Below are 13,448 nucleotides of genomic sequence, written 5' to 3' on the forward strand. Positions count from 1 at the left end.
GCCTGCAACAAAGCAGAGAAAGTGTGCGAAAGCAGGAATCGCGAGAGGGGATATAAGGGCAATGACGTGCAAGGCCGCGGGGCGGGGGGCAAGGAAACTAACACGGGAGGAAAGGGCGGAGGCAAGACTGCCTCAGATGGCGCGACCTGGAATGGCGAGTACACCACCGTCGTCGTGACGGACAGTGCAGGCACCAGCACCTATCGTGTCAAACAGGGCGTACCCATCGAAAATGGACAGATGATTCTGGCGCCAAATGGCGCCAGCTATCACGTCTGGGATCCTGAACTGGCCAGACAACTTAAGGCGGCGGGCGTCAATGCCGCCTACGCCAATCCCGCGGCTGCAAAAAACGAGTACGCCCTCGCCCGCGACAAGGTCGTCCGTGACCGAGCGATTGGAGCGGGCCAGTCCGTTCCGCAGCCAACCGGCCATCGCAACGACGATGCGTTGGGCAATCGACCTCCCGTCGTCAACGATCATCGCAACGGGACGGCGGCAGCGTCCAACCCAAGCAGCCCGCCGCCGGCGGCCGCGCCCGGAACCGTCGGCAACTCGCCAGTGCCCAACCCTGGGCCAGCCGTCAGAGATCATCGTCATCCGGAAGGAGCCGCCGCCGGCCGTCAAGGAGGAGTTACTGTCACCCAGGCGTCCAAGACGTCAGGTGGATCGAGTTCAGGATCTTCTCCGGGCGGCGGCAACCACAAGCAGCAGTGAATCAAAACAGATCGCAGCGTGAAGGTTCACGTTGCGATCTTCCCAGAATTGTCGTCGGATCATGAGGAAATGGTTCGACACGAATTGCGCGCGTCCTCGAGACCCTCCCGCATCATCCATGAGAAAACCATGAGCGCTTACCGTAAAGTGCCGCTATTCGTCTTCGCGCTGAGCGTCGGATCGCTTACCGCGGCCAATGCGGCTCAACTCCCCCAAGACATTGCGATGCCTGCCCTGGCAACAGCTGCAGTTCTCCATGCCGAAGGGGCCCAGGTCTACGAGTGCAGGGCCGCATCCGACGGCAACCTCGCCTGGCGGGCTCGTGAGCCGATTGCCACGCTTATCTTCGAGGGCAGCACGGTCGGGCGCCACTACGCGGGCCCGCGTTGGGAGTACGCCGATGGGAGCGTGGTGCACGCCAAATTGGCCAGCAGCGCACCTGGCGCGACTCAGGATGATATCCCGTGGCTCCGGCTCGACGTCGTGGACCAGCGCGGTGACGGGAAACTGTCCGGCGTGACGCAAGTACAACGCATCAATACCCGAGGCGGCGTCGCGCGCGGGCCGTGTGATGAAGCGGGCGCCCTCCGCAGCGTGCCCTACTCAGCGGATTATGTATTCTTGCGAAAGGACTGACGCATTGGCGGTGAGATTGTGCGTTCATGCAGCTCTGCTGGAGCACTGCCAGACTGCGCCCCTCGATTGGACAGCGTGTGGAGACTCATACGTCGCAACGAGAACATAAGAAATACTGAATGGGCGGCAGCACAGTGTTCAGATCTTGGCGCGTCGGCTCGAAGAAACCATCCGCGATGGCAAGAATGCTGCGGAGCAATGAGCGCGGGCGGAAAACAGTCGAGCTGGAAGGTAAGACCACGAAGAGGATTGAGGATTTGGCAGCCGGCCTAATCCAGGCCGACTGTTCCGGGCGGCAGCAGGGCGCCGCCAATCACGCGCGAATGCGCACGGAACTCCGCTACGATCTCATCCTTCAAAGTCATGCTCACATCGTAGATGCCGGATCGTGCGGAACGCGCGATCTCCGTCGCCGTCGCAATCAACCGGTCACCGAGCCTGGTCGGTCGTAGAAACGCAATGCGGCAATGTGCGGCAACCGTGCGCTTATTGTAAGTATTGCACGCAAGCGAAAATACCGTATCGGCGAACGTGAAGATGGCACCGCCGTGAGTGATTCCGAGGCCATTGACCATGCTAGGTCGCACCGTCATCGCGACCCTGGCTTGACCGACTTCGATCGATAACCGCTCGAGGCCAAGGCTGCGGAGCGTGGCGTCTTGGCGCCACAGGAAGTCCGCGCAGGCCTCCGCCAGCTCGCGCGCCGAAATGGCGGTCACATTACTCATTAAAGCTTCTCGATGATTTCCGAACGTTGCCGTCGTGACGCCTGGACTGCGCGAGGCGCGGCGGCGAGCAGGCCTCATGCACACGCGGGCACGCCGGAGCCGCCGTCGATAACGTCCGCAACCCGCGATGGCCGGGCTCCGCCGGATTACGCAATGGCCGATGAGATGCACGACGGAGTGATAATTTCGTCGACGCTCGTTCCGGCGAGTTCGCGATGATTTCGTTCCTCGATAGTTGCAGTCCGCATGCGCGGTGATGGACCCATCAGGAATGCCGGCCGCACCCCGCGAAAGCGTCCTGCGATCGAAGGATGTTGCGATCATGAAGTCGTGATGCGAAAGCATTACGGACCCAGGCTCCGCTCTCCGAATTGCGATCATGGCAACACCTTTGGGTGACAGTTGGCGATCAGGCCCCGTCGATCATACGCTGCAAGCTATTCGAGTCTCCTAGCGACGATAGCCAAAGACTTAACGGCTTGTCCTCCAGTCGGAGGATTTCTGCGGGGCTGCCGAATGCTACAGGCGGACGGCAATGAATCGCTCTCAACCGCCTTGCCAAGGCGCGCAGTATCTGCGGACCGACAGAAAGGAAACTCGATGAATATTTCAAAAAAATTTGTTGCCACAATTCACATCGTCGCGATGATTGCGGCGGGGACCGTTCCGGCCGTGGCCGCCGGCGGTACGTTCGCAGCAGATGCTGCCGGCACCGAAGGCCGCGCCTTGCGGTCAGTGCCGACAAGGAACACCATTCATCCAATTGTTCTCCGAGGAGGACGCGGAGCCGATCGTGGTCGCTGGTACACTTCTCATCGCGACCGCAGTCGCCGAGGGGGCACGACGCCAGTCATCGTAACGCCCGTGCGATAGACGGCAGTGAAACCGATCTGGACTACCGAAACCGGGGTGGTTCTTCAGAACAACACCAAGGTGGACGAAATTGATCCCTGCGAACCAAAGCATTGCGGATCCGTCTTTGCGTGGTTCTGGAAAGCGCTACTGCATGCCGGTAGCGATAGCGAACGTCTCTGGGCATTGTGCCTGGCGAGGGGATAGATCTACCTACCGTCGGAGCCCGAGCTCAAGCTCCGGCTCCGACGAAACGGACACCGGTAGGGGCTTTCTGACCTGCTCAAGTATCTTTGAGCGCCGCATTCGCGGCTGAAGCGGGTGGTCCTATTTCGGGAGCGGCGGCACGCCGGCATTGGGAGCCGGACGGAGAGTGCCCGGTCCGATAACGACACCGGAGGTTCCGTCGTCCTGGCATTTGGCGAGATCAGCAATGCAGTGCTGCGCAGACTCGGCAGCAAAGCTTGAGGCCTGATAGCAGGTGCTAAACTTGGCTTTGCAGGTCGTCGCTCCCGCGATCGCGAGCGGAGTGGAGGCTTCAACGCTCATGACGCTGAGCGCAAGGATGACGGCTCTGCGCATTCTAGTTTCCCGGCATTTTGCGAATGTTTCGCCAACGAAAAATCGTCCACGCTCAATCAGGAAATTGCGGCTGAATGCATTTTCATCTGTAAGATTTTGCGATCGAAAGCCTGACCGGCGGGGTGGCCGATCAGGCGCTGTTCGAAGAGCCAGCCTTTATTCCGCGACGACCTCGCCGGAGCCACCCAACTCGGCCGGGAAATCCTTGAGCTTTGGGAGTCCGTCCCGCATGCGCAGAACCGTCTCAGCGTAATTGACGTGAACGCCGGGGGTGAAGGTAAGCGTCGGGATCGTCGCCGCGAACACGTCCACCAGTCCTAGAATTGGATGGTTGGTCATGAGGTGCCCGCCGCATTTGTTGCAATACTGACGCTCGCTGAGCGCGTCTTCTGGAACGTCGCAACGTGCTCGGCTCCTGACTTGACCCGCACCGCGTCAGGCTTCCACAGAGTGAAGGCATTGACTGGCCCGCCCGACTACGACCGGCAAGAATTGCAATGGCAATAGCCCATGCCTTCAGGCGATCCGGTAACTTCCAATTTAACTGCGCCGCAAAAGCAGCCTCCAACGTGACTCATGTCTCTTCCCTTTCGAAGTTGATGAAGTCTCCGAATATCAGCGAAGTTTGATACGATTCCAGTTCACAAACTGTACTTCGACGCGAATATGCGAAAGCCGTTACAGCCAAATCAACTTCATTGCCGCCCGTTTCGGCGTGCTAGAGCGTTACCCGCATTCAACCCGCGAGCTTTTGTTCTTTTGCAAAGGGACTAAGGCCGAGCCAGCTCTGCATGGCCGAGGCAAGTTGCCGGTTTCCGGTCAGCATCATCCGTTCGCTTCCAATGGCAGCGCGTACCGTATCAAGCCCCATCCAGATGGCAGTCATGGTGCGCAGATCGACGGACACATAGAGGTCGACGTCGAAGCCGGGATCAACTGAACAGAGATCGACACCGTCTTGAGGATCAACGATCAGCCACCAGGAGCGCTGCGTAGCCGAAAGCTCTGGGTAAACGAACTCAATTACGCTGCGAGTTCGCGGCATAGGGGTCGTATTCAGATTTCGTCGCATGTCCCACATCAGAAGTTGGACGTCCAGATGCTTGAGCGATAAATCCGCTTCGATCCGGCGTTGACCCCAGACGCCGAATGCCTCGACGATGGGACCGAGTTCGCGTCCGGACGCTGTCAGATGATACTCGAAGACGCCTGGATCCGAAGTCGAGGCCGTGCGGGCGACAATCCCGGCCAGTTCAAGATCCTTGAGCCGCTGCGAGAGCAGGGCCGGCGACATCCGTGGCACGCCTCGACGCAATTCATTGAAACGCGTTGAGCCGGCCACGAGCTCGCGGAGCAAGACCACAGTCCAGCGCGTGCATAATATCTCCGCGGCCATCGCGACCGGACAGAATTGCTTGTAGCTACCTACCGACATGCTTTCCTCCGCCAAAATGACCAGGGAAGCCTACGGCTTAAACGCAAGCGCTTCCAGTTCAGTTTCTGTACTGGCCTCGATTCAATTCCTGAACTGGCCTCGCGCAACGCGGATTGGTAGTTGGCCGGACGCGGGCTTGGGCTCGCCGAAAACCTGCGCTGCACTTGTCGTCGCTTGCCACTGATGAGTGCCGAGCGCAGCTCCAGCTTCTAACCGATGAGGAATTCCTATGAGAAAGCACGCGATTGAACCTATTGTGCCGGCGATAATGCGGTCCGCGGCGTTTTGCACCGCAGTCCTTCTAACTTTCGGCGTCTCGGCCGCTTCAGCGGCAACGCTGTCGCGCAGCATGGACGTGAAAGGGTCACCAGCAGCCGTATGGTCCGTGATTGGTCCGTTCTGCGCGATCAAGGACTGGTTGCCGCCCGTGGGAGCCTGCATCGAGGACGGCAAGGCGCGGCCGACCCGGACCCTCGTGACCAAGGATGGCAAGGCGGCATTCGTGGAAACGCAAACCGCACGCAATGACGCAGAGTATAGCTATTCTTACGCATTTGTAGCGAGTCCGTTGCCTGTCACGAACTACACGTCGACGATCAAGGTTACGGCCAAGGGTGACGGCTCCTCCACCGTTACCTGGACCGGCTCCTACACCCCGGACCAGGGCAAGGAAACGGCGGCTAGCGAGGCGTTGAACGGCATCTATGAAGCCGGTCTCGCCGAAATCAAAGCCAGACTCGCGAAGTAAACGAGGCGGGCTCGTCCGCTTTCGACAATCGCTTTCATCTCTGCCGGTTCGGCTCGGATTCATGTTCGATGCCGGCCGGCGAGATACTTCGGAATGGCTCGATCGCAAGCATTTTGGACTCGTCTTTGAAAGGAGAAAATGCCTTGGCTTACGCCGTTCAAGACATTGCGAAGTCCCCGCCGGCCGGTCGACTTGAGCCGGGGAGCGAGCGCATACCCCAATATCAGAGAGCATCCCGTCTGATAGCAGACATTTACGATGCCTCGCTCGACCCGACGATGTGGACCGTTGTTCTCGAGGAGATAGCGGAATTTGTTGGCGGCCGGGCAGCCGCGCTTGCGTTGAAGGGCCCTGGCAGTGCAATCGTGGAAGCCCATTATCAGTTCGGTATCGATCCGCACAGTATGCGGCTCTATTCCGAGACATATTCGAAATTCGACCCTCTTGCGGCAGTGGCACTTGCTGGCGTGGGACAAGTCGTTAGTCTTCCGGATCTCGTGTCTTATCAGGAATACTGCCAAGGGCGCTTCTATCAGGAATGGGCGGCGCCCCAGGGTTGGATCGATGTTGCAAGCGCCGTGCTGGAGAAATCCGCGACACGTTGTGTTTTTCTCAGTGTTGTCCGGAGCAGGGCGGACGGTATGGTCGACAACGAAATGCGACGGCGTATGTCGCTTGTCATCCCTCACGTTCGCCGTGCAGCGCTGATCGCGAAGGCGATCGATCTTAAACACGCGGAGGCGGCGGCGTTTGCCGAAACCCTCAATGGACTCAGCGCCGGTATGTTTCTCGTCGATCGAAGAGGACATATCGTCCACGCCAACGTCGCAGGGCACGCCCTTCTCAGGGAAGGCCGCGTGCTACGGTCAATGAAAGGCCAACTCGTCGCAGGCGAGGCACAGATCAACAAGATCTTGCGCGACACCTTCGCAATGGTCGGCCCGGGCGACGCCGCGCCTGGTATCAATGGCATCGCGCTGCCACTACAGACGCCCGATGGAGAGCGCTACGTCGCTCACCTGTTGCCGCTGAGCTCAGACGCCCCTCTGCGTGCGGGCGTCGCCCATATGGCGGTCGCTGCATTGTTCGTCCGCAAGGCCATCTTGGAAACGCAATCGGTTCCGGAAGTTATCGGCGTTACCTATAAATTGACGCCCACCGAATTGCGCGTATTGCTTGCCGTCGTCGAAGTTGGCGGTGTTCCGGAAATTGCCGCTGCTCTCGGCGTCGCGGAGACCACGGTCAAGACGCATGTCGGTCGCTTGTTTGAAAAAACCGGAACTCGCCGCCAGGCCGATCTGGTCAAGCTGGTCGCTGGATTTTCCACGCCGTTGGCAGATTAAAGGGGGCACGCCAACTATCGGCGGGCCCTTCTGAGATACTTACCGCGTCTGTCAGATGGGCCTGCACCTGTTCGCGCCGTTGTAGTTGAGGCACTGCATCCTGCGCGGTTTTCCCAGCCCTAAGGATCGCCCAGGAAGGCGATTGATGATCCGGCCAGCGCTATCGCGGATAACCGGCCGCACAATGTTGCCGCCTGGATGCCGAACGACGGTCGAGGTCAGTACGATGGTGGACTTCAATGCTGAATGGCCGGTCGGAGCGGCTGTCATTGCAAGTGCCGGATTGACGCTGGTAGCCGCTACTCCTCCGCCGATGGCAATCGCACACACAATTGCAATGCTTCGGATCTTGATCATGGTTCAGGTACCTTCCGATGAGTTTGCGCCCAACGTTTGCACTAGCATCGGTCGGCTGGGTGCGCGTCCTTCGATCGGAGGGGGCAGTGTGGCAATTGCCGAGATATTCCATCGCCGTGCCCGCAAATCTGGATCATTCCATATCGTCTGAATTTCCGGATCATTGCGCTGCGCTACCATTGCCGATGAGGGCGACTGGGGCGGGGAGTTCCACCGGCAGAGCCGCCCAAGCCGGCATTGGCCTCACCGCCGACGCCTTTGCCCGTACCGCCATTGATGTTGAAAGGCTTTCCTGCGGCGGTGCTGATGGGGCGTGTACCGGTGCTGTCTCGCGCGAATGCTCCGTTCGTAGCCGCAATGAACACGAAGCCAGCCACCAGCGTCGTAACGATCGAGATTCGCTTCATATGGTTCTTCATCGCCATTCTCTGATTTGTCCGCCCATCTGCATGCATGACCATCAGGCGAGACCAATGTGCTGCATCAGGTCATAACCGTAAAAATTGGCCCGCCGCGTCAGTCAATCGGGGGATGAAGCGATGCTCGTCCACTCAAGCGGACCGTTTCAAGGAAATAGCAGTGCCAGCGATGGTCGTGGTACGTGGCGCTCGGGGTCGTCGCATCCTCTGATCGAAGGACGCGAGGTTTTCAACGCAGTGCTACCGCCGCCAAGGCCTATTCAGCGTAAATTGCTCGCGTTGCGAATCCGGATCGCAACGGGCCCTGTCAATGAGAGAATTACACCAATGTTCACTTCGGTCCCAACGGCGGGCGCGGCAAGTGCCAGCCAACCCGCAAGCGCCAGGAGGGGGACGCCAGTGCGGAATATGCTGGTGGAGTATGAGCGGTCCGTCGCGCCGCAGGCTGCGGCCTGATCAAGAGAGTAAGGAGAAGCATGCGTGTTGACCAAAAGTCCCATTCATCCCGGCAAAGTGGCCTGGACCGGTGAGAACCCGGGTATCTACCTGAAGGACACGCAGGATGGTCCGTGGACCGGTTTGATGTGCTTCTTTCGTATCATGTATTCCGAGTACGGCATGGGTAGCGGCATCGTCGTGCTCGACGAGCCCGGCGTTGCACGGGGTTATCCCGAGGTTGCCAATGTCTGCATAAGCGACAACGAACCGCTGGCGCGCTACTTGATCAACGAGTTCTTCTCAAAATTCGCCTCGTTCCGTGTCTCTCCGGGTATTCAGGCGGTCGCCCACCTGTCTATGATCGAGTGCCGGCGCGAGGGTAGCACGCTGTCGACCTATTCCGAGATCGTCCGCAGCAGGGAGTTGGAGGTCGTCGCGACCTGGAAAAAGCTCGGCGCTCCCTATGCGGTCGACATGCCGGCGGAGAATGGACCGACCAAGATCCATCAGATGTACAGCCTGCTCCTAGATGCTGGCGATGGCTCAGTCACAATCAATGGTCGACCGCTTTCGGGCAAGGTTGTGCAGCGGGATTTTGCCGGCACGCGGAAGAGTACGGCCTTCCTTGCCTTCTCCGAATCCTGGACGCGGGTCTAGCCTAGGAGGAGCGGATCTCCGACGCGTTGCAGTTTCTCATCAGTGGATGGGTCGTCGGCAGCATCTATGGCCTGATCGGCGTCGGCTTCACCTGCATCTATAACGTCACCGGTATCGAACGTCGCCCAAGGCGACTTCGCGATGGGCGCGATCAGCGCCATCGCGCTCCAGGGCGCGGACGTTCCGATGTGGCTCGCCATCATTATCGTGATCCTGATCACCTGCGCAGTCGCTGTTCTGATCGAGCGTTCGCGGCCTTGTCAATCTCGTCTACGAAGATGGCGGGTTGGCGGTCTTCGATTGTAGCACCGCGCGCGCCGGCACCGATGCTTCGCTATTCGACTACGACTTGGAGGTACCGCCGAAGTGGTTGTCTCCGACGGACGCGGCGTCCACCCTGAAAACTGGAGTGCCCCCCAAAAGTGAGACACGGGAAATTAGGGACAGTTCTCTAACGGAGAACGTATGCCCAACAAATCGGTTCTGTCGCAAACGTTCGGGTAACTTGCTTTCGCATACACATCCTGCAAAGTTCGGAGGTGTATGATGTTCAAAGGCCGCCATTTCGATCGTTCGCTGATCTTGCTGTGCGTGCGCTGGTATCTCGCTTACGGACTGAGCTTGCGCAATCTCGAAGAGATGATGGCCGAGCGCGGCATCGCCATCGATCACGCCACGGTCCATCGCTGGGTCATCCGTTACTCAGCAGTGCTCCTTCAGCGCTTCAATCCGCAGAAGCGTTCTGTCGGCCTGAAATGGCATATGGACGAAACTTACATCAAAGTGCGCGGAGCATGGATGTATCTCTATCGCGCAATCGACAGCACTGGCGACACGGTCGAGTTCTGGTTCAGCGAACGCCGCGACCTGGCGGCCGCGAAGCGCTTCCTGACCAACGCCCTTAAGCGGCATGGACGTCCCGAACGCATCGTCATCGACGGCAGTCAAACCAACCGCGAGGCGATCGTGTCCTGCCATAAGACAAACCGTTTGCAAGATCGATCGAGACGACGGCTGACTCCAATCCGTGTCCGGCAGAGTCTTTACTTGAGCAACCGCATCGAGCAGGATCACCGCGCGATCAAGCGACGAGTGCGCCCGATGCTCGGTTTCAAATCGAGGGACAGTGTTCGCATTGTTCTCGGCGGCATCGAAATGGTGCACATGATGCGCAAACAACAGGCGAGGTTTGCCTTCAATCCGCATCCGTCCCTCGCCGAGCAGTTCGATATTCTCGCCGCGTGAAAATCCGTGAATATTCCTATCGGTCTCCGGCTCAAATCGGAAATTTGCGACACAGCCCTTTGGAAGGGCCATCTTGGTTAGATCGCAACTTGAACCGAATGTCGGTATCGGTGGTTGCGCCTCCCCGATTTGAACCTGTCGCCCGACAGGATCGGAGACTTTGGGCGGACCACCGGAGAAAATATCGCAGATTTGGGTGGTGTGGGGAAAAGCGGTAGCGCTCCCCCGCTACCAATCGTACGATTTTGCACGCCAGACTACGATCTTCTGCGATTTTGCGCGGCGTTGTGCATTAAATTGTCACGACGTGCCCAAACGGACGATGTGCTGCGAGGTTTCCCATTGCCCCGTGCGCTTGGGGCCTCGCCGCGTCCCCAATGAAGTAGCTGATCATCCGCTGCAGAAGATTTCTCCTCCGACGAACAGCTGTGATCAGCGCTGCAATCTTCCTCTTGCGGCGACAATGCATGCTGATGGCGCAATGCGGATGTCCAGGCGGATGTCATCGCAACGCTTAGTAAGCGATTGATGGCCAGAATTGCGCGCTCAGCTACGGACGAGCTGTAATTCATAGCTCCCTCTCGTGCCACAGGTTGCGAATGGCTGAACCTAGGACTCAGCGTTCAGCGTGACTGTGTTTCAGTTCACATTTGCTCGCGATCAACTCAAGTCGCCGCGGTCGTTGCGCGAACTGTCCAGGCGCAGCGATCGCGATTACCGTACCCGATATTTACTCGCGTAGTGCTTGCCGAGAATCTTGCGGGTCTGATCGGCCAGTTGCTTGTTAACGGTCGCTGGCAGCTTGGCGCGGCGCCTTTGCGGCTTCGGCCAATCGGTTCTCGAGCTCTGTTTTTTTTGGCATGCCCATAGCCGCAGATCAAAGTTGTGAGGGAACCGCCTTCATTTAGGCGACGATCTCGAGCGGAATGCCGATCGAAAGACCAAGATCGCGGTCAGCGCGCCCCTGGTTGACGGCGATTTCGGCGAGCCCGTTCGAGTTCTCGTACCAGAAGGCTGAGCCTGGCGGCCGATCACTGAAGGTTCTCTCGCGCTCCAATACCCGACCCGCCGCGGCAAGCCTCGCGTTTGGCGGTAGCATGGCCGCCCTCAACCCAGTCATGGCGTTGCCGAAATGGTCCACTTAAACGATCTCGCACAGGTCATCCGGCCAGTCTGCGCGGCGATCCCTGTCATCCCCTCGCTGGCCGGGCTGCGGCTCGCCGCGCGCCAGCATGGCTGCAACCGGCGCGAAGAGGTCGCGCCCGTGAAAGCTGGCCGACAGGTGCTCCGGCCTCCAGTCGATGTCCCAGCTGCGCGTCTTTGTGGCACGGCGCTGGACCAGCTCAAACAGGCCGTTGCCAGGGCCCACATACCACCGGCCGTCGGCCTCGAGCACAATCGCCGGGCGCGTCCCGCCGACGCCGGGATCGACGATGCAGAGAAAGACAGTCCCCGCTGCGTAGACTGCCAAGAGATACGCCGACGCCTTGGGATTGCCCACCGGCGCATCGGTGAAGAGGTCGATGGCGGGGACGCCCGGCGCCGTTTGGTGCAACACCGCCTTGATTTGACCCGTGTAGGGGCCGTGCAACCCGAAATCCGTGAACAGCACGATCATGTTATGCCCCAGTGGGACCTCGGTGGATTTGACTCACGCAAGCGTGCTCAATCACGTCGGTAGGCCTTGAACGAGAGTAGCGCGCCGAGCCCCAGGAGGACGATGGCTGCCGCAATGATCACGCCGGTCGCCCGGCCAATTCCGGCGGCAATCGCGGCTAGTCCGGTTGGGAAAAGCATTCGTGCAAGCCCGCCGAGGACGGCAAGCCAACCAAGGACGGTGACGAGCACCGGCCATCCGTACGTCCAGCGATTGTGAACACGCACGATGGCAAGCCCAGCGACGAACAAGAGGATGCCAGACACAAAGATGAGCGCGGGGTCACGGGAAACTTGCTCCGTCAATGTAGGGAACAGGCCAATGTTCAGCAGCATGCCGGCAGCGATTGCGACAAGGGTGGGGCCGATCAGGCCGGCGATCATTTTCGAGGTTGTCATCGGCTTGGTCTCGGTCCGAGCATACCAATCTCCTTCCACTCTCGCGAGTTGCAGGCCGAGCGCCGGAAATCGGGCTGGCGGCATGCGGGGGTGAAGGCTTGCGTGACTGGCCCGAAGTGGGCGTCGCCCGCGTCGGGAAGCAATAATGTCTCAGCGGCGGGAGCGCTCCTGGATCTCAACGGCCGAGATTGTCGACGGTTCGGCTTACAGTCTCCGCCGATCGGGAATAGAATGCGCCGGCGCAGTTGGGCGCTCGTGCCGTCAGGCGGGCTCGGCTAGACGTCGTGGCGCAACTCTTCGTCACGGCCCGTCGTCGGCAAAAAACGAGATTTGCCCAGCGATCCACACGACGAATGCCAAAGCATGTACTGCCCAGGCTGTGGTGGGCGGATCATCGGCCGAGACTGGTATGACATCACTACTTGGCGGCTTACCAGCGACGGCCGCTGCGGCATTTGCTCCACCGCGATCCCGTGCTTGTTCGAGGCACGCCCGGGCGGCTGGGGCGACGGCGCGTCCCGATCCGGATCGGCAGACTGGAGGGCTGTGAGCCCGGATGATGCCGGCGTTGAGGCGCCTCACTGCTTGCGCGTTGGAGCGGGGGTCTGATGAGGAGGTCACGATGAAGATCGATGGCACGGTATTTGGCGCGATTACGATTGACGGAAAGACGTATGAGCATGACGTGGTTGTTCGTCTTTCCGGCGAAGTTGTGAAGCGGAAGAAGAAGTTATCAAAGAGACTCTATGGGACTTCCCACGTGCTTTCAGAAGACGAGGCAAAATTTCTCTTCGAGAAGGGCTGCGACCAGGTCGTCATTGGCTCGGGTCAGATGGACCACGTGCGCCTATCGCCGGAAGCTGAAGCCTATTTCGAAAAAAAGGGCTGCAAGGTTCTCTTGGAGCCGACACCCGAGGCGATCCAGACGTTCAACCGGTCGCGCGAAAAGAGGATCGGGCTCTTTCACGTGACCTGTTGAAAGAATGCCCTGCGCGTGAGCGAAGCCGCGTCATGGCCGACGTGGACGATGGCGTGAGCCGTCGACTACTTGACGTCGAAGGCATCCTCGCCATCCCGCGCATCGTTTTGGAAGCGATGCCAACGCGCTGCAACACGCGCATGCCGTTACCAAGCGCGCCTGCGGTTGGCCGAGGTGCCTGGATGAGGGCCTGCCGGCGAGGGCGGTTCAACCCCCCGGGGGGCGCACGGGAGGAGCGAACGGGTGGGCGGCTTCCC

The 13,448-nt window shown here is 59.6% G+C and carries 14 protein-coding genes and 1 pseudogene; 7 read left to right on the forward strand and 8 right to left on the reverse strand.

What is annotated here, in order from left to right:
* The first annotated feature begins 66 nt into the window (after positions 1–66).
* Positions 67–717, forward strand: a complete 651-nt coding sequence (locus AC630_RS44280) for a hypothetical protein (RefSeq protein ID WP_143198333.1) — start codon at positions 67–69, stop codon at positions 715–717.
* 129 nt (positions 718–846) lie between these two features.
* Positions 847–1,353, forward strand: a complete 507-nt coding sequence (locus tag AC630_RS26760; RefSeq protein WP_074121489.1) for a DUF3455 domain-containing protein — start codon at positions 847–849, stop codon at positions 1,351–1,353.
* A 269-nt stretch (positions 1,354–1,622) separates the two neighbouring features.
* Here the strand turns inward: AC630_RS26760 and paaI are convergent, their stop codons facing one another.
* From paaI to AC630_RS26780, 3 genes and pseudogenes are all read right to left on the reverse strand, one after another.
* Positions 1,623–2,081, reverse strand: a complete 459-nt coding sequence (gene paaI, locus AC630_RS26765; RefSeq protein ID WP_074121453.1) for a hydroxyphenylacetyl-CoA thioesterase PaaI — start codon at positions 2,079–2,081, stop codon at positions 1,623–1,625.
* A gap of 1,590 nt (positions 2,082–3,671) precedes the next feature.
* A pseudogene (locus tag AC630_RS26775) lies at positions 3,672–4,093 on the reverse strand (GFA family protein).
* Positions 4,094–4,251: 158 nt separating this feature from the next.
* Positions 4,252–4,950, reverse strand: a complete 699-nt coding sequence (locus tag AC630_RS26780; protein ID WP_074121456.1) for a winged helix-turn-helix transcriptional regulator — start codon at positions 4,948–4,950, stop codon at positions 4,252–4,254.
* 229 nt (positions 4,951–5,179) lie between these two features.
* Here AC630_RS26780 and AC630_RS26785 point away from each other — a divergent pair, with 229 nt between their 5' ends.
* Positions 5,180–5,698 (forward strand): SRPBCC family protein, encoded by a 519-nt coding sequence (locus AC630_RS26785; RefSeq protein ID WP_074121458.1) that lies wholly within the window; start codon positions 5,180–5,182, stop codon positions 5,696–5,698.
* A 68-nt stretch (positions 5,699–5,766) separates the two neighbouring features.
* Entirely contained in the window at positions 5,767–7,041 is a 1,275-nt protein-coding gene (locus AC630_RS26790) for a helix-turn-helix transcriptional regulator (protein ID WP_245330530.1), read from the forward strand.
* A 530-nt stretch (positions 7,042–7,571) separates the two neighbouring features.
* On the opposite strand, the gene AC630_RS44285 is transcribed toward AC630_RS26790, so the two are convergent.
* On the reverse strand, positions 7,572–7,823 hold the full coding sequence (locus tag AC630_RS44285; protein ID WP_143198334.1) for a hypothetical protein: 252 nt from the start codon (positions 7,821–7,823) through the stop codon (positions 7,572–7,574).
* A gap of 474 nt (positions 7,824–8,297) precedes the next feature.
* Here AC630_RS44285 and AC630_RS26795 point away from each other — a divergent pair, with 474 nt between their 5' ends.
* Positions 8,298–8,912 carry a hypothetical protein gene (locus tag AC630_RS26795; RefSeq protein ID WP_245330531.1) on the forward strand — a complete coding sequence of 205 codons (615 nt, stop codon included), beginning with the start codon at positions 8,298–8,300 and terminating at the stop codon, positions 8,910–8,912.
* On the opposite strand, the gene AC630_RS26800 is transcribed toward AC630_RS26795, so the two are convergent.
* On the reverse strand, positions 8,909–9,133 hold the full coding sequence (locus tag AC630_RS26800) for a hypothetical protein (RefSeq protein WP_074121461.1): 225 nt from the start codon (positions 9,131–9,133) through the stop codon (positions 8,909–8,911). The two genes, AC630_RS26795 and AC630_RS26800, sit on opposite strands and share 4 nt — an antisense overlap.
* A gap of 325 nt (positions 9,134–9,458) precedes the next feature.
* Here AC630_RS26800 and AC630_RS26805 point away from each other — a divergent pair, with 325 nt between their 5' ends.
* Positions 9,459–10,157, forward strand: coding sequence for an IS6 family transposase (locus tag AC630_RS26805; protein ID WP_074121491.1), 699 nt, complete (start codon positions 9,459–9,461; stop codon positions 10,155–10,157).
* Positions 10,158–11,061: 904 nt separating this feature from the next.
* On the opposite strand, the gene AC630_RS48105 is transcribed toward AC630_RS26805, so the two are convergent.
* From AC630_RS48105 to AC630_RS26815, 3 genes are read right to left on the reverse strand one after another with little or no spacing between them, the layout of a single operon-like run.
* A complete protein-coding gene (locus AC630_RS48105; RefSeq protein ID WP_349539332.1) occupies positions 11,062–11,298 on the reverse strand; it encodes an SAM hydroxide adenosyltransferase in 237 nt (78 codons plus the stop codon).
* Positions 11,299–11,775 carry an SAM-dependent chlorinase/fluorinase gene (locus AC630_RS26810; RefSeq protein ID WP_208867052.1) on the reverse strand — a complete coding sequence of 159 codons (477 nt, stop codon included), beginning with the start codon at positions 11,773–11,775 and terminating at the stop codon, positions 11,299–11,301.
* 47 nt (positions 11,776–11,822) lie between these two features.
* Positions 11,823–12,212 (reverse strand): hypothetical protein, encoded by a 390-nt coding sequence (locus tag AC630_RS26815; RefSeq protein ID WP_074121492.1) that lies wholly within the window; start codon positions 12,210–12,212, stop codon positions 11,823–11,825.
* A 622-nt stretch (positions 12,213–12,834) separates the two neighbouring features.
* On the opposite strand from AC630_RS26815, the gene AC630_RS26820 reads away from it, so the two are divergent.
* Positions 12,835–13,191, forward strand: coding sequence for an Mth938-like domain-containing protein (locus tag AC630_RS26820; protein ID WP_074121493.1), 357 nt, complete (start codon positions 12,835–12,837; stop codon positions 13,189–13,191).
* Positions 13,192–13,448 lie beyond the last annotated feature (257 nt).

The sequence above is a fragment of the Bradyrhizobium sp. AS23.2 genome (genome assembly GCF_001908185.1).
GTDB lineage: Bacteria > Pseudomonadota > Alphaproteobacteria > Rhizobiales > Xanthobacteraceae > Bradyrhizobium.